The following is a 15,650-nucleotide window of genomic DNA, read 5'->3' as shown; positions in this document are numbered from 1 at the left end:
TGATCTGATGTCGAATCATGCCGGACTGTCGTCCTGGCCGCTGGATGCCCCCGCGAGTTGTGCCAGCCTGCGGTGCTCGGCGGCCTTCTCCTCGTAGATCGCGGCCATCCGCAGGTGGTACTCGGGCTGGTCGAGCTCGTAGATGTCCGGAATGCCGTCGTTGTCCTCATCGCGCTCCTCGGCCTCGACCATCGCGCGGTACTTGCGTACCCGAAGCTTGAGCAGAATCCCGGAAAGTACGGCGGCGATCAGCGATCCGATGAGTACGGACGCCTTGATCTGGTCGGTCAGGCCGGCGTCCCCGGCGAAGGCCAGTTCGCCGATGAGCAGCGAGACGGTGAAACCGATCCCGGCCAGCGAGGCGACGGCGAAGACGTCGGGCCAGGCGAGGTCTTCGTTGAGTTCCGCCTTGGTGAAGCGGGCCGCGAGCCAGGTGCCGCCGAAGATGCCGACGGCCTTGCCGACCACCAGGCCGAGGACGACGCCGAGGGTCTCGGGCCGGGTGAACACGTCGCCGACCGCCTTGCCGGAGACGGTGACACCGGCGGAGAAGAGCGCGAACAGAGGCACGGCGATGCCCGCCGAAATGGGCCGTACGAGGTGCTCGATGCGCTCGCCGGGGGAGTGTCCCTCGCCGTTCTCGTCGCGGGTGCAGCGCAGCATGAGGCCCATCGCGACGCCGGCGATGGTGGCGTGGACACCGCTGTTGTACATCAGGCCCCAGATCACCAGGGCGAGCGGTACGTACACGTACCAGCCGCGCACGCGCGCCCGCACCAGCAGCCAGAAGACGGCCAGAGCCACGACGGCGCCGCCGAGCGCGACGAAGTTGAGGTCGCTGGTGAAGAAGACGGCGATGATCAGGATCGCGAACAGGTCGTCGACGACGGCCAGGGTGAGCAGGAAGGCGCGCAGCGCGGAGGGCAGTGACGTGCCGATCACCGCGAGGACGGCGAGCGCGAAGGCGATGTCGGTGGCGGTCGGCACGGCCCAGCCATCCAGGGACCCGTCCCCGGTCACGTTGACCAGGACGTACACGAGGGCGGGCGCCACCATGCCGCTGAGGGCGGCGACGACGGGGAGCGCGGCGGCCTTGGGGTCGCGAAGTTCACCGGCGACCAGCTCGCGCTTGAGCTCGATGCCCGCGACGAAGAAGAAGACGGCGAGGAGACCGTCGGCGGCCCAGTGCTGGACGGAGAGGTCGAGGCCGAGGGAGGCGGGTCCGATGTGGAAGCCGCGTACGGACTCGTAGCTGTCGCTGAGGCCGGTGTTCGCCCAGATCAGCGCGGCGACCGCGGCGATGAGCAGCAGTACGCCGCCGACCGTTTCGGTGCGCAGCGCGTCCGCGACGAAGGTGCGCTCGGGGAGCGAGAGCCGTCCGAGGAACTTGCGGGTGCTGGAGGCGGTCGGCGGTGTGGGCCGGTTGGGCGGGGCGGTCGGCTTGGGCGCGGTCACGGGTGGAACCTCCGGTCGGTGGGCAGCATGGAGCACATTGCCGACCAGACTTCCCGGCACACCTGTGGAGTTTTGACGCGTTCCTGACGCGAGCCACCACTCTACCGGGGCATGCAAGGGCGAAATCCGGCGATCGTCACTTTACGAGCAGAACGGGCACCCGGCGCGGGGAGCCGGGTGCCCGTTCTGGACGCTCACTGACGTGCTGGCGCCGTCAGTCCTCGCTGGACGCGCTCGGAAGCTTCGTCTGGATCAGGTCCATCACCGACGAGTCGGTGAGTGTGGTGACGTCGCCCAGCTTCCGGTTCTCGGCGACGTCCCGCAGCAGTCGCCGCATGATCTTGCCGGAACGGGTCTTGGGCAGCTCGGCCACCGGGAGGATCCGCTTGGGCTTGGCGATCGGGCCGAGCGTCGCGCCGACGTGGTTGCGGAGTTCGGCCACGAGGGTGTCCGTCTCGGACGCCGTACCGCGCAGGATCACGAACGCGACGATGGCCTGGCCGGTCGTCTCGTCGGCCGCGCCGACGACCGCCGCCTCGGCGACGGACGGGTGCGAGACGAGCGCCGACTCGACCTCGGTGGTCGAGATGTTGTGACCGGAGACCAGCATCACGTCGTCGACCCGGCCGAGCAGCCAGATGTCGCCGTCGTCGTCCTTCTTGGCGCCGTCACCCGCGAAGTACTTGCCCGGGAAGCGGGACCAGTAGGTGTCGATGAAGCGCTGGTCGTCGCCCCAGATCGTACGGAGCATGGACGGCCACGGCTCGGTGAGGACGAGGTAGCCGCCGCCTCCGTCGGGCACCTCGGTCGCCTCGTCGTCGACGACGGTCGCGCTGATGCCGGGCAGGGCGCGCTGGGCGGATCCGGGCTTGGTCGCGGTGACGCCGGGCAGCGGCGAGATCATCATCGCGCCGGTCTCGGTCTGCCACCAGGTGTCCACGATCGGGGTCTTGCCGGCGCCGATGTTCTCGCGGTACCAGATCCACGCCTCGGGGTTGATCGGCTCGCCGACCGAGCCGAGGATGCGCAGCGACGACAGGTCGAACTTTGCGGGGATGTCGTCGCCCCACTTCATGAACGTGCGGATCGCGGTCGGCGCGGTGTAGAGGATCGTGACGCCGTACTTCTGCACGATCTCCCAGAAGCGCCCCTGGTGCGGGGTGTCGGGCGTGCCCTCGTACATGACCTGGGTCGCGCCGTTGGCCAGCGGCCCGTACACGATGTACGAATGCCCGGTCACCCAGCCGATGTCGGCCGTGCACCAGTAGACGTCGGTCTCCGGCTTGAGGTCGAAGACGGCGTGGTGGGTGTAGGCGGCCTGGGTGAGGTAGCCGCCGGAGGTGTGCAGGATGCCCTTCGGCTTACCCGTCGTACCGGACGTGTAGAGGATGAAGAGCGGGTGCTCGGCGTCGAAGGCCTCGGGGGTGTGCTCGGCGGACTGCCGGCCGACGATCTCGTCCCACCACACGTCGCGGCTGTCGTCCCACGCGGTGTCCTGGCCCGTGCGGCGTACGACCAGAACGTGCTCCACCTGCGGGCACTTGGCGACGGCCTCGTCGATGGCGGGCTTGAGGGCGGTGGGCTTGGTGCGCCGGTAGCCGCCGTCCGCGGTGATGACGAGCTTGGCGTCGGCGTCCTGGATGCGGGAGGCGACGGCGTCGGCGGAGAAGCCGCCGAAGACGACCGAGTGCGCGGCTCCGATGCGGGCGCAGGCCAGCATCGCCACGGCGGCCTCGGGAATCATCGGCAGGTAGACGGCGACCCGGTCGCCCTTGCGTACGCCCAGCTCCGTAAGGGCGTTGGCGGCGCGTGAGACCTCGTCCTTGAGTTCGGCGTAGGTGATGGCGCGGCTGTCGCCGGGCTCGCCCTCGAAGTGGATGGCGACGCGGTCACCGTTGCCGGCCTCGACGTGACGGTCCACGCAGTTGTACGCGACGTTGAGCTTGCCGTCGGCGAACCACTTCGCGAACGGCGGATTCGACCAGTCGAGTGTCTCGGTGGGCTCGGTGGCCCAGGTGAGCCGCCGGGCCTGCTCGGCCCAGAAGCCCAGCCTGTCTGCCTCGGCCTGTTCGTACGCCTCCGCCGTGACATTGGCGTTCGCGGCCAGCTCGGCAGGCGGCGAGAAGCGGCGCTCCTCCTTCATGAGGTTGGCCAGGCTTTCGTTGCTCACGACATCTCCCATTCCCAGGGCGTCCGATGTGTCCCGTGCCCTAGCTCATCAGTCCCGTGCCCGGGTGACAAGAGCCTTCCGGGAATTGGTTTAGACCTGTGAGCTGGGGTGGGCCGCATCCGGGTCGGTGTTGGTGGCGGCGTACGGCCCCACCCCGCAGGGCGGTGCGGGGAGGGGCCATACGGTCTCACGGACGCGGAGCGCGGTCGGTTCAGACGCGTCGGTTCAGGCGCGCGACTCTTCGAGGGAGCCTTCCGCGTCCGAGTCCTCGACCGGGCCGACCCGGTCGAAGACCTCGTCGGTCTCACCGATCCGGACACCGTCCTGGAGCAGGTACGCCTGGGCCTCGCCGACATGGAAGTACATGCCGTGCAGTTCGAGCGTGCCCTCGTCGAGCCGCCGGCGCACCGCCTCGTGCGTACGCAGGTGCTCCAACTGCTGGACCACATTGGTCAGGCAGAGCTGCTCGACCGCGTCGGCCGGCAACCTCCCCGAGATCCTCGCCCATGAGTGCTTCCTGCTCCGCATGCGCTCCAGGCTGGGCACACCGTGCCGCAGCCAGCGCCGCAGCGGCGTCTGGGCCCCGTTCGGCGGCGTGTTGACCGGCGTGTCGAGCAGGGCCTGCATCGCACCACAGCCGGAATGCCCGCAGATAGTGATGGACTGCACCTTCAGGACGTCCACGGCGTACTCGATGGCGGCTCCGACCGAGTCGTCCGTGCTCTCCGCACCGGGCGGCGGCACCAGGTTGCCCACATTGCGTACGGTGAAGAGGTCGCCCGGGCCACTGGACGTGATCATGCTCGTGACCAGCCGGGAGTCGGCGCAGGTGATGAAGAGCTGCGACGGTGTCTGCCCCTCGCGGGCGAGCCGGGCCAGCTCCTCGCGCACCAGCGGCGCCGTATTGCGCTGGAACGCGCTGAGGCCGGTCGCGAGTTGGCCCGCGCTGCCGCCCGCCCGGCCCCGTGCGACCGATGCCGGGGCGGTGGCGTGGTTGTCGCAGTGGTGGTTGCGCCAGGGGGTCCACGGCCTGCAGCAGGTGTGGGTGGAGTGCGCGTTGCGTGGGACGCCGGCGGAGTCGCGGGAGCCGGCGGAATCAGCGGATCCGGCGGGGTCGTGGGAGCCGACGGAACCGGCGGTATCGGGGGAGTCGGTGGAGTCGGCCCCGGATGCCGGACCGGCGAACCGGTTGCCCGAGCGGCCGGTAATCTCCACGCGGCCGCCCTGCGCGGCATGGGAGTCCTGCCAGCCCTGGAGCGTTTCGTACGCCGCGTGGTCCATGAACGACCCGTCCAGCTCGACGACCACGTCCGCCCCTCTGGGCATCTGGTTGAGTGCCCGGCTGAGCCGGGGCACCGCCAGGAAGGTCAACTGGCCGCGCACTTGGATGCGATGGACGCCGTCCGCCGTCGTCTCCGCGGTGATATGGGTCCTGGCCAGCCGGTGGAGTGCTACCGCGACCGCCACCGCGATGCCGATCACCACACCTTCCAGTACGCCGAGGAGGGCGACACCGGCGAATGTCACCACGTAGACCAGCATCTCCCGGTGGCGGGAGGCGCTGCGGATGTGCCTGATGCTCACCATCTGGAAGCCGATGACCATCACCAGCGCGCCGAGCGCGGGCAGCGGGATCAGGTCGATCACCGGCACGAGGAACAGCGCCGCGAGGACGATCCACAGGCCGTGCAGCATCGTGGAGTGCCGACTGACCGCGCCCGCCGAGACATTGGCGACACTGCGGACGGCGACACCGGCGACCGGCAGTCCGCCGAGCGCGCCGGACAGGATGTTCGCGGCGCCCTGCCCGGCCAGTTCACGGTCGAGGTCCGACCGCTCCACCTCGGCCCGCGGTTCCTTGCGGCCGGCCACCAGCTTGTCCACGGCGACGGCTGACAGCAGCGACTGCACGCTGGTGACCAGCGTGACGGTGAGCACGGCCGCGGCGATGCCGAGCACAGGGCCTTCGGGCAGCCCCGGCAGCGCGTGGTTGCTCCAGGACGGCAGGTCGACATGCGGCACGTTCATCCCGGTCAGGGCGGCGAGCACGGCGGCGGCGCTCACGGCGACGAGGGCGGCGGGAATCTTCCGGGAGATCCGGCCCGTACGCCCCGGAATGTGTGGCCAGGCGAGCAGGACGGCGACGGTCAGGGCGCTCACCAGGACGGCCGGCCCGTGCAGGTCCGCCAACTGGGCGGGCAGCATACGGACGTTGTCGACCGGGGAGCTTTCCGGACTGCCGCCAAGGACGATGTGGAGCTGGGCGAGCGCGATGGTGATGCCGATGCCGGCGAGCATCCCGTGCACGACGGCCGGGCTGACGGCGAGAGCGGAACGGGCCACGCGCACGTGGGACAGCCCGAGTTGGGCGACCCCGGCCAGAACGGTGATGGCGCAGGTGGTGCGCCAGCCGTACTGCTGGATCAGATCGGCCGTGACGACCGCAAGACCCGCGGCCGGCCCGCTGACTTGAAGCGGAGCTCCGCCGAACCGGCCGGCCACGAGGCCGCCGACGGCGGCTGCGACCAGGCCCGCCTGGAGCGGTGCGCCGGTGGCCAGGGCGATGCCCAGGGAGAGCGGCAGCGCGATCAGGAAGACGGAGATGGAGGCGGACAGATCCGCTCCCGCGATACGGAAACGGCGGCGGCCGCCGCCGGGCGGGGGGCTGTGCGGACGCTGGAATCGGGATGCGCCGGTGGCGCGCGAAGAGTGGTCGGTGCGGGTGGGGACGCAAGCAGACATGGTTCCCGTCTCCTCCGGGGCAGCGCGGTCGCGGAATGTGGGACGCGGCCGTGGGTCACGGCGTGCAGCGGCGGGATTTTCAACTCTCGGTAAACGAATAGTAATGCAGAGTAAAGAAAGGGAGGGGTGAATAGGTTCAAATGGCGCAATCTTTCACCTGTTTCAGTGAATAAAGAATATGAATGGCTTGTCGTATTAATCCCTTCGTCGGGGTGTGTGAAGTTGGTTCCGCCAAGTCGGCATATCAGCGGATAACCTGACGAAAGAGGGTGGGCGGAATGATGGCCGCCACGAAGAGGATCGTCTTCGGCGTCGCCGCCGTGACCTTGGCCGGTGCTCTCACCGCCTGCTCGGGACAGGCCGGCCTGAGCGCCCCCGGCGCCAAGGAGGGCGCCCACGGAGCGAAGAAGCAGGGGCCCAAAGCGGGGCCCAAGGCCGCGGTACGGCTGATCGGTGACGGCTCGACGGCGTACACCGGAAAGCAACCGCACTTGCTCAAGCCGCAACGGCTGAAGCCCGGTCAGAAGCCGCCGCAGTTCGTGGTGTTCTCGTGGGACGGGGCCGGCGAGGACGGTCAGCGGCTCTTCTCCCACTTCCGCAAGGTCGGCAGGAAGTACGACGCGACGATGACGTACTTCCTCAGCGCCGTGTACCTGCTGCCGGAGGACAAGCGGCACCTCTACGACCCGCCTCAGCACTCGACCGGCCGCTCCGACATCGGCTTCAACGACATCGAGGGAATCAGCGACACCGTCGAGCAGCTACGCGGCGCGTGGCTGGAGGGCAACGAGATCGGCACGCACTTCAACGGCCACTTCTGCGGCAAGGACGGAGGCGTCGGCACCTGGTCCCCGGAGGAGTGGACGATCGAGATCGCCCAGGCCAAGGCGTTCGTGAAGCGCTGGAAGACCAACTCGGGCCTGAAGAACGCCGGGCCGCTGCCCTTCGACTACGACAAGGAGCTCGTCGGCGCGCGCACGCCCTGCCTGGAGGGGCAGAAGAACATGATGCTCGCGGCAAAGGAGCTGGGCTTCCGCTACGACTCCAGCGGTGTCGGCAAGCAGGTGTGGCCGAAGAAGACCGACGGCCTGTGGGACATCCCGCTCCAGCTGGTCCCGGTGCCCGGACGGGCCTTCGAAACGCTCTCGATGGACTACAACTTCATGATCAACCAGTCGAGAACGGTCAACGGCGATCCGGCCCAGCACGAGTTCTGGGGCAACCAGATGCGCGACGGCCTGCTGCAGGCCTTCGACCGCTCGTACAACGGAAACCGCGCCCCGCTGATCATCGGCAACCACTTCGAGTCCTGGAACGGCGGCACGTACATGCGCGCCATCGAGGAGACGATCAAGACGGTCTGCGTGAAGCGGGACGTGCGCTGTGTCTCCTTCAAGCAGGTGGTGGACTGGCTGGACGTACAGGACCCGGAGGTGCTCGCGAAGATGCGCATGCTGGAGGTGGGGGAGGCCCCGAAGGAGGGCTGGGCGTCATTCCTGGCCACCCAGCCCACGACCGCCCCGAGCGCCGGGGCGGCCTCCCCGGTCAAGCCGGCTGAGCGGCACTAGCCTCCGCGAAACGCTCCCCCAGTACGAAGGCGGGGTCGACCTGGGCAGCCAGGTCGGCGCCCGTCTTCGCGTTGCCCCAGCTCTCCGCGTTCTTCAGGTGGAAGTGCACCATCTGGCGTGTGTAGCGCTCCCAGTCGCGCTCCGCGTACGAGTCCTCCGCGGTGTTCTGCAGGGTCTGGAGGGCGAGGCGGTTGTCGGCCTCAAGGAGCTCGAAACGGGACGGGCGGCCCTTCTCCATCGCGCGGACCCAGTCCGACGCCCGGAAGGTGACCAGGAGATCGTCGCCCACCTGCTCACGCAGGAAGTCGATGTCGTCCTGGCCCTGCACCTTGTTGCCGACGACCTTGAGCGATACGCCGTAGTCCCGGGCGTACTCCTTGTACTGGCGGTACACGGACACACCCTTGCGGGTCGGTTCGGCCACCAGGAAGGTCATGTCGAAGCGGGTGAACATGCCGGAGGCGAAGGAGTCGGAGCCGGCCGTCATGTCGACGACGACGTACTCCTCCGGGCCATCCACGAGATGGTTGAGGCACAGCTCGACCGCCCCGACCTTGGAGTGGTAGCAGGCGACGCCCAGGTCGGATTCGGTGAACGGCCCCGTGGCCATCAGCCGGATCTCACCGTCGTCGAGCCGCACGGTACGGGCGCACGCGTCGTACACCGGGTTGTCCTCACGCACCCGCAGCAGGCGTGAACCCTCCCCCGGCGGCGTAGTCTTGATCATCTTTTCGGCGGAGGTGATACGGGGGTTGGTGCCGCGCAGGTAGTCCTTGATGAGGGGCAGGTGCGCACCCATCGCCGGCAGCGCAGCGGCCTCGGCCTCGTCGAGACCGAGCGCGGCGCCCAGGTGCTGGTTGATGTCGGCGTCCACGGCGACGACCGGGGCCTCGTTGGCGGTGAGGTGGCGGATGAAGAGCGAGGACAGCGTCGTCTTGCCGCTGCCGCCCTTCCCTACGAAAGCGATCTTCATGTTCACCAAGGGTAATCGCATGATTGCGTGGTGTGCGCACAGTGAGTGAAGAAGACCACTCCAAGGTGGGGTGCGTGCTATGGGTGCGTAGGCTCCTTACTTATGAGTACGACTGCTGATCCACTGGCGGCGCTGGGTGCGCTGCCCGGCGTGCCCGAGGCCGTGGACTCCGTGCGCAAGGCCGTTGACCGGGTCTACGGACACCGCGTCATGCGGCGCCGCAGCAACGAGATCACCGCGGAGGCGGCGCTGCGCGGCGCGCGCGGCTCGGCGGCGCTCTCGGGTGCGGACTGGGCGTTGGAGGAGGTGCGCCGGCGTACCGACTTCAGCATCGACGAGGAGTCCCGGACGGTCGGCGCGGCGCTGCGGCTGACCGCCGAGGCCGGACAGCTGCTGTCCATCTGGCGCCAGTCGCCGCTGCGGGTACTGGCCCGGCTGCATCTGGTGGCGGCGGGCGGCGCGGGCGTGTCCGACGAACTGGTGGGCCGGCCGCGGCTCGCGGGCGAGCCCGTTGACGAACCCCTGGTCGAGCTTCCGCTGCCGGGCGCCGACGAGGTGGCGGGCCGGCTCGAAGGACTCTCGGAGCTCATCATCGCGGGCGGTTCCGCGCCGGCGCTGGTGACGGCGGCCGTGGTGCACGGAGAACTGATGGCGTTGCGCCCGTTCGGTTCGCACAACGGCCTGGTGGCGCGCACCGCCGAGCGGATCGTGCTGATCGGCAGCGGCCTCGACCCGAAGTCGGTCTGTCCGGCGGAGGTCGGGCACGGGGAACTGGGGCGAGCGGCGTACGTAGCTGCCCTGGACGGTTATGCCTCGGGAACGCCGGAGGGGATGGCGGCCTGGATCACTCACTGCGGGCGCGCGGTGGAGCTGGGCGCCAGGGAGTCGACGGCCGTGTGCGAGGCGCTTCAGCGCGGAGCCGCCTGAAGAACCCGCCTCAGGAGCCCGCCTCAAGAACTTTCGAGGTTTCGCGGCAGACAAAGGGTTGCGGCGGTACCGGTGAACGGTACCGCCGCTGGCATGTCCGCCCGAGTTACCATGCGTCCTCGAATTTATGCCCATCAGGTCGGGAACTTTGCCCGTCACCTGGTGCGGCTGGCCCGTAATCGACGGGTCGACGTCGCGTGGGTGCTCAGCTTCCATGCTCGGTCCGTGGGGCCTTACTGCGTCTTGGGTCATCCTCTCGGATGTCCCTGGTCTCGCGGGCCGTTAAGTCCTTTGTACTCCTGAAGTCCGGGAAGCGAAAGCCCTGGACGTGCCTCTTTGCAATGTGGTTCAAATACGGGCAAAGCTTTCGTATCGTCGGCGGGCTCGCCGGGCGGGTCTGCGGCTGACGTACCAGACCAGGCCCGCGGTCGCCGCGGCCGCTCCGACTGCGGCGGCGGCCACGAGCGCGGGGCGGGGCGGCATGGAAAAGGCGGGCAGCCGCTGCTTGAGGCGGACCGGCCGGTTGAAGACGAGGATGGGCCATTCGCGGGCGACCGCTTCGCGGCGCAGCGCCCGGTCCGGATTGACCGCGTAGGGGTGGCCGACCGATTCGAGCATGGGTACGTCAGTGGCCGAATCGCTGTACGCGTAACAGCGCGCCAGGTCGTACCCCTCGGACGCCGCGAGCTCCTTGATCGCCTCGGCCTTGGTGGGGCCGTACGCGTAGTACTCCACCTCGCCCGTGAAGCAGCCGTCGTCGCCGATGACCATCCGGGTCGCCACGACGCGGTCGGCTCCCAGGAGCTCACCGATCGGCTCGACCACCTCCGCGCCGGAAGTGGAGACGATCACGACGTCGCGGCCGGCGGTGTGGTGCTCCTCGATGAGGGAGGCCGCCTCGTCGTAAATGATCGGGTCGATCAGGTCGTGCAGGGTCTCGGCGACGATCTCCTTGACCTGCTGGACGTTCCAGCCCTTGCAGAGCGCGGAGAGGTACTCCCGCATGCGCTCCATCTGATCGTGGTCCGCGCCACCGGCGAGGAAGACGAACTGGGTGTAGGCGGTGCGCAGAGCAGCTCTGCGGCTGATCAGCCCGCCTTGATAGAAGGACTTGCTGAAGGTCAGCGTGCTCGACTTCGCAATCACGGTCTTGTCGAGGTCGAAGAAGGCGGCTGTTCGCGGCAAGGAGCGGTTTTCCACGAGGCGAGCATAGGCGCCCACCATTCGGCGTACGCTGTGGCGCGTGGGTTTGCCTGAGAAGGCTCTCGGGTACACCATGGAAGTCACGGATCGTTCGCGACCGTGCTACCCCGGTCCGACTCCTCCCCCCCCCGAGTCGGCCGTGGAGACGACCCCCGTTCTCCCCCCCGACGGGGGTCGTCGCATGTCCGGACGCGTTTTTGCCCTCCGGCTCTGATCATTTCTCCCCCTCTTGGCCCGTGGCCGCAGTCGCCTTGCACTGGAGAGACGCGTCACGGTCCGTAGTCGTTCCGCCGCTCTCCGGAAGTCACTGGTATAGGTGAGCGGGATATTCACAACCGATGAGTTGTCCTCAGTTTTTCAGCAAGATCCACACGATTTCCCAGATCCCCCCACGGTGATTCCGTCCGCGAAGTTCGTGGACAGAAGGAATCGCAGTGAGAGGGGGCGGAGATCGTGACCGGATCCGTCACACCCGACCGACCGCAGGCCGCAGAAGCCCGGCAGGACGGACCGCTGATCGTCACCGAGGATGTCGACCTGCTCGACGATCTGCTGCGGCTGTGCGCCGCGGCCGGCGCCGAGCCGGAAGTCCACCACGCGGTGCCCGAGCGCAGGGGCAGCTGGGAGACCGCGCCACTGATCCTCGTCGGCGACGACGCCGCCGAACGGGTGCGCGGGGCGGTCCGCGGACGAGGGGGAGCGCGCAGGCCCGGCGTGATGCTCGTGGGCAAGGACCAGGACGACCCCGGCGTGTGGCAGCGCGCCGTGGAGATCGGGGCCGACCATGTGCTGCGGCTGCCCGACGCGGAGAGCTGGCTCGTCGAGCGCATCGCCGATGTGGCGGAAGGCGTGGGGCGGCAGGCCATGACCGTGGGGGTACTCGGCGGGCGGGGCGGGGCAGGGGCTTCGACTCTGGCGTGCGCGCTGGCCGTGGCCGCGGCCCGGACGGGGCTGCGCACCATGCTCATCGACGGCGATCCGCTGGGCGGCGGCCTCGACGTACTGCTCGGCGGAGAAGCCGCGGAAGGCATGCGGTGGCCGGATTTCGCCGAATCCAGAGGGCGGGTCGGCAGCGGCGCGCTCGAAGAGTCGCTGCCCGAGCTGCATGCGCTGCGGGTCCTGAGCTGGGATCGCGGCGACCGTGTGGTGATCCCGCCGGAGGCGATGCGCGCGGTGCTGGCCGCGGCGCGAAGGCGGGGCGGAGTCGTGGTCGTGGACCTGCCGCGCCGGGTCGACGAGGCCGTGGCGGAGGCGCTGGCCCAGCTCGACCTCGGACTGCTGGTGGTCCCCGCGGAGCTGCGGGCCGTAGCGGCGGCGAGCCGGGTGGCGTCGACCGCCGGCATGGTGCTGCGCGATCTGCGGGCGGTGGTGCGCGGGCCGTACGCCGCGGGCCTGGACGACGAGTCGGTGGCGAGGCTGCTCGGGCTTCCGCTGGCCGGCGAGCTGCCGGTGGAAGCGGGGCTGCTGGAGGCGCAGGCCGGTGGAATGCCGCCGGGCGGCAGTGCCCGCGGACCCCTGGCCCGGTTCTGTACGGCGTTCTGGGAGCAGGCACTCGCCGGGGGCGGTGTCTCATGAGCGTGGAAATGCTGGAAGCCGTAAGGCGGCGGCTCGCGGAGAGCGGGGCGGAGCCGACGCCGGCGCGGGTGGCTGCCGCGCTGCGGGCCCAGGGGCGGCTGCTGGGGGACGCGGAGGTGCTGGGGGCGGCCGAGGAGCTGCGCTGCGAGCTGGTGGGGACGGGAACGCTGGAACCGCTGCTCGCCGACCCGTCCGTGACGGATGTGCTGGTGTCCGCACCCGACCGGGTGTGGGTGGACCGGGGCGGTGGCCTTGAGCTCACCGGGCTCTCCTTCACCGACGCGGCCGCCGTGCGCAGGCTCGCGCAGCGGCTCGCGGCGGCGGCCGGGCGGCGGCTGGACGACGCGAGGCCGTGGGTGGACGCCCGGCTGCCGGACGGGACGCGGATGCACGCGGTCCTGCCGCCGGTGGCCGTCGGCTCCACGTGCCTGTCGCTGCGGGTGGTGCGGCCCAAGGCGTTCTCGCTGGCCGAACTGGTCGCCGCGGGGACGGTGCCGCCCGGCGGCGAGGCGGTGCTGCGCGCGCTCATCGAAGCCAGGCTCTCGTACCTGATCAGCGGGGGCACGGGCACGGGAAAGACCACACTCCTCTCGACACTTCTGGGGCTGGTCGGGGAGGGGGAGCGGATCGTACTGGCCGAGGACTCGGCCGAGCTGAGGCCCGATCACCCGCATGTCGTGCGCCTGGAGTCGCGGCCCGCGAACCAGGAGGGCGCCGGGCAGGTCACGCTGCAGGACCTGGTGCGCCAGGCGCTGCGGATGCGCCCCGACCGGCTGGTTGTCGGCGAGGTGCGCGGGGCCGAGGTGACCGAACTCCTGGCCGCGCTGAACACCGGGCACGAGGGCGGGTGCGGCACCGTGCACGCCAACGCGGCGGCGGATGTCCCGGCGCGGCTGGAGGCGCTTGGTGCGGCGGCGGGGCTCGACCGGGCGGCGCTGCACAGCCAGTTGGCGGCGGCCCTGGCGGTGGTGGTGCATCTGGCGCGGGGCCGGGGTGGGCTGCGGCGGGTCGCCGAGGTCCATGTGCTGGAGCGGGACGCGGCGGGGCTGGTGGTGACCGTGCCGGCGCTGCGGTGGGGTGCGGAGGCCTTCTCGTACGAACGCGGCTGGCCCCGGTTGCGTGCGCTGATCGGGGGTGCGCTGTGACGGGCGCCGGCGTGGGGCCGCTGTACGCGGCGGCAGTGTGCGCGGGGGCCGCGGCCTGGCTGCTGGCCGGGCGCGACCGGGACCTGCGGCGGGCGCGGCTGATGTTCGCGGGCGGATCGGTGGACCCCGGGGGTCCGGCCGCCCTGTGGGAGCGGGTGGCGACGCCGGTGCGGAGGCGGCTGCGGCGGGAGTGGCTCTGTGTGCCAGTGGCGGTGCTCGTGGCCGTACTGGGCGAGTCGGTGCTGCCGTTGCTCGCGGGAGTGGTGGCGGTGCCGCTGGTGGGGCGCCGGCTGCGGGCCGGGGAGCTGCGCCGGGAGCGGAAGCGGCGGGCGGACGACGTCATCGCACTGTGCGGGGCGGTGGCGGGCGAGTTACGGGCCGGGAGGCAGCCGGGGCAGGCACTGTTCGCCGCGGCTTCGGGAACCGGTGGCCTGGGCGCGGCGGAGGCCGACGTGATGGCGGCGGCGCGGTTCGGCGGGGACGTACCGGATGCGCTGCGCAGGGCGGCGCGGGAGCCGGGAGCGGACGGGCTCGTGGGGATGGCCGCGTGCTGGCGGGTGGCCGTGGACGGCGGCGCCGGCCTCGCGGCGGGGCTGGACCGGCTGGAGTCCGCGTTACGGGCCGAGCGGGATCAGCGGGAGAACCTCCGGGCCCAGTTGGCGGGCGCCTGGGCGACGGTGGCGCTCCTGGCACTGCTTCCGGTGGCGGGGCTGCTGATCGGCGGCGCGCTGGGGGCCCGGCCGCTGCGGGTGCTGCTGCACACCCCGGCGGGGCTTGGGTGCCTGCTGGTCGGCGGGCTGTTGGAGGGCGCGGGCCTCTTCTGGGCCCGGCGCATCGTACGACGGGGGAGGGCTCATGAGCGGTGATGTCGTCCACAGGCTGGGGATGGTGATGTCGCTGGCGGCCACCGCGGTGTGGTTCGTGCTCGCGCTGGCCGGGCGGCGGCGGGAGCGGTTGCTCCGCAGGCGGTTGACGACGCTGCTGGCGGTGGAGGCGGCGGGGGCGGGGGCGGGGCTCGGACGGCGGCGGTGGCGGCCCGAGCACGGGGTGCGGGTGCTGCGCTGGGCGCCGCCGCTGGGAGCCGCTGCCACCGGTTATGTGCTGATCGGCGGCCTGACCGGCTGTGCGGTTGGTGCGGCTGCGGCGTACGGGACCGTGCGGTGGCTGCGGAGGCGCACGCCGAGTGAAGAGGTCCCGGTCGACACCCGCCAGCTGCCGCTCGCCGCCGATCTTCTGGCGGCCTGCGTCTCGGCCGGCGCCGGGCCGCGCGAGGCGGCGGAGGCGGTCGGGGATTCGCTCGGCGGCCCGGTGGGCGAGCGGCTGGCGCGGACCGCCGCCGAACTGCGGCTCGGAGGTGAACCGGCGGACGCGTGGGGGCGGCTGGGCGCGATACCGGGCGCCGGGGGGCTGGCCCGCTGCCTGGAACGGGCGGGCGCCTCCGGGGCTCCGTCGGCCGAACCCGTTTCCCGGCTGGCCGAGGGTCTCAGGGCCGAACGGGCGCGGGAGGCCTCGGCACGGGCCCAGCGAGCGGGCGTGCTGATGGTCGGGCCGGTCGGGCTGTGCTTTCTTCCCGCCTTCCTGGTGGTCGGAGTGGCACCCGTGGTGATCGGACTGGCGAGCGGACTGATGAACGGCAACTGACCGTGCACGGCAACTGATCTTGAACGACAACTGACCTTGGGGGTCGACATGTGGGTGTGGATGCGGGTGCGGGCACACAGGCTGGTGAGCAGGGCGGCCGGCGGGGACGCGGGGATGACGACTGACCGTATTGCGGCACTCGTCGTGTCCCGCACAGCCTGTGTCGCTTTACTGCCGTGTCCGCTCTTCCCTTAGCGTCACGCTTCCATGCCCCTCAGTGTCTCATTCCCCATCTACTCATGTGATGTAAA

The 15,650-nt window shown here is 70.5% G+C and carries 11 protein-coding genes; 6 read left to right on the top strand and 5 right to left on the bottom strand.

Features of this window, described 5'->3' with window-relative positions; all coding sequences use genetic code 11:
* Positions 1 to 15: 15 nt before the first annotated feature.
* The 3 genes from nhaA to J7E91_RS05885 all read right to left on the bottom strand — a co-directional run bounded on the left by nhaA (position 16) and on the right by J7E91_RS05885 (position 6,367).
* Positions 16 to 1,455: a Na+/H+ antiporter NhaA gene (nhaA, locus tag J7E91_RS05895; RefSeq protein ID WP_308376080.1), complete on the bottom strand. Its 1,440-nt coding sequence runs from the start codon at positions 1,453 to 1,455 to the stop codon at positions 16 to 18.
* 214 nt (positions 1,456 to 1,669) lie between these two features.
* Positions 1,670 to 3,637 (bottom strand): acetate--CoA ligase, encoded by a 1,968-nt coding sequence (gene acs / locus J7E91_RS05890; protein ID WP_214899734.1) that lies wholly within the window; start codon positions 3,635 to 3,637, stop codon positions 1,670 to 1,672.
* Positions 3,638 to 3,850: 213 nt separating this feature from the next.
* On the bottom strand, positions 3,851 to 6,367 hold the full coding sequence (locus J7E91_RS05885) for a bifunctional SulP family inorganic anion transporter/carbonic anhydrase (RefSeq protein WP_214899733.1): 2,517 nt from the start codon (positions 6,365 to 6,367) through the stop codon (positions 3,851 to 3,853).
* Between the two features lie 278 nt (positions 6,368 to 6,645).
* Here J7E91_RS05885 and J7E91_RS05880 point away from each other — a divergent pair, with 278 nt between their 5' ends.
* Entirely contained in the window at positions 6,646 to 7,935 is a 1,290-nt protein-coding gene (locus J7E91_RS05880; RefSeq protein WP_214899730.1) for a hypothetical protein, read from the top strand.
* Here J7E91_RS05880 and J7E91_RS05875 read toward each other — a convergent pair.
* Positions 7,913 to 8,914, bottom strand: a complete 1,002-nt coding sequence (locus J7E91_RS05875; protein WP_214899802.1) for an ATP-binding protein — start codon at positions 8,912 to 8,914, stop codon at positions 7,913 to 7,915. The two genes, J7E91_RS05880 and J7E91_RS05875, sit on opposite strands and share 23 nt — an antisense overlap.
* Positions 8,915 to 9,010: 96 nt before the next feature.
* Between J7E91_RS05875 and J7E91_RS05870 the strand changes: the two genes are divergently transcribed.
* A complete protein-coding gene (locus tag J7E91_RS05870) occupies positions 9,011 to 9,835 on the top strand; it encodes an oxidoreductase (RefSeq protein WP_214899728.1) in 825 nt (274 codons plus the stop codon).
* A gap of 348 nt (positions 9,836 to 10,183) precedes the next feature.
* On the opposite strand, the gene J7E91_RS05865 is transcribed toward J7E91_RS05870, so the two are convergent.
* The gene (locus J7E91_RS05865) at positions 10,184 to 11,059 is read right to left on the bottom strand and encodes an HAD family phosphatase (protein ID WP_214899726.1); all 876 of its coding nucleotides are present in this window, start codon (positions 11,057 to 11,059) and stop codon (positions 10,184 to 10,186) included.
* A gap of 432 nt (positions 11,060 to 11,491) precedes the next feature.
* Here J7E91_RS05865 and ssd point away from each other — a divergent pair, with 432 nt between their 5' ends.
* The 4 genes from ssd to J7E91_RS05845 are packed head-to-tail and all read left to right on the top strand — an operon-like array spanning position 11,492 to position 15,399.
* A complete protein-coding gene (ssd, locus tag J7E91_RS05860; protein WP_214899724.1) occupies positions 11,492 to 12,613 on the top strand; it encodes a septum site-determining protein Ssd in 1,122 nt (373 codons plus the stop codon).
* Positions 12,610 to 13,758 carry a TadA family conjugal transfer-associated ATPase gene (locus J7E91_RS05855; protein WP_214899723.1) on the top strand — a complete coding sequence of 383 codons (1,149 nt, stop codon included), beginning with the start codon at positions 12,610 to 12,612 and terminating at the stop codon, positions 13,756 to 13,758. The genes ssd and J7E91_RS05855 overlap by 4 nt, the downstream gene beginning before the upstream one ends.
* Positions 13,755 to 14,624 carry a type II secretion system F family protein gene (locus tag J7E91_RS05850; RefSeq protein ID WP_308376077.1) on the top strand — a complete coding sequence of 290 codons (870 nt, stop codon included), beginning with the start codon at positions 13,755 to 13,757 and terminating at the stop codon, positions 14,622 to 14,624. The genes J7E91_RS05855 and J7E91_RS05850 overlap by 4 nt, the downstream gene beginning before the upstream one ends.
* A complete protein-coding gene (locus J7E91_RS05845; RefSeq protein WP_214899721.1) occupies positions 14,614 to 15,399 on the top strand; it encodes a type II secretion system F family protein in 786 nt (261 codons plus the stop codon). Before J7E91_RS05850 ends, J7E91_RS05845 begins: the two co-directional genes overlap by 11 nt.
* Positions 15,400 to 15,650: the final 251 nt, after the last annotated feature.

It is taken from the genome of Streptomyces sp. ISL-99 (genome assembly GCF_018614005.1).
GTDB classification, from domain to species: domain Bacteria; phylum Actinomycetota; class Actinomycetes; order Streptomycetales; family Streptomycetaceae; genus Streptomyces; species Streptomyces flavidovirens.
Note: the sequence above shows the minus strand (reverse complement) of the source record. Positions and strands in the feature narration are given on the sequence as shown.

What these genes read in the sequence shown, in the direction of transcription:
- J7E91_RS05880 (WP_214899730.1), top strand. Translation starts at nt 6,646, where the DNA reads ATGATGGCCGCCACGAAGAGGATCGTCTTCGGCGTCGCCGCCGTGACC.
- J7E91_RS05870 (WP_214899728.1), top strand. Translation starts at nt 9,011, where the DNA reads ATGAGTACGACTGCTGATCCACTGGCGGCGCTGGGTGCGCTGCCCGGC.
- J7E91_RS05885 (WP_214899733.1), bottom strand. Translation starts at nt 6,367, where the DNA reads ATGTCTGCTTGCGTCCCCACCCGCACCGACCACTCTTCGCGCGCCACC.
- J7E91_RS05865 (WP_214899726.1), bottom strand. Translation starts at nt 11,059, where the DNA reads ATGGTGGGCGCCTATGCTCGCCTCGTGGAAAACCGCTCCTTGCCGCGA.
- J7E91_RS05855 (WP_214899723.1), top strand. Translation starts at nt 12,610, where the DNA reads ATGAGCGTGGAAATGCTGGAAGCCGTAAGGCGGCGGCTCGCGGAGAGC.
- J7E91_RS05845 (WP_214899721.1), top strand. Translation starts at nt 14,614, where the DNA reads ATGAGCGGTGATGTCGTCCACAGGCTGGGGATGGTGATGTCGCTGGCG.
- acs (WP_214899734.1), bottom strand. Translation starts at nt 3,637, where the DNA reads ATGGGAGATGTCGTGAGCAACGAAAGCCTGGCCAACCTCATGAAGGAG.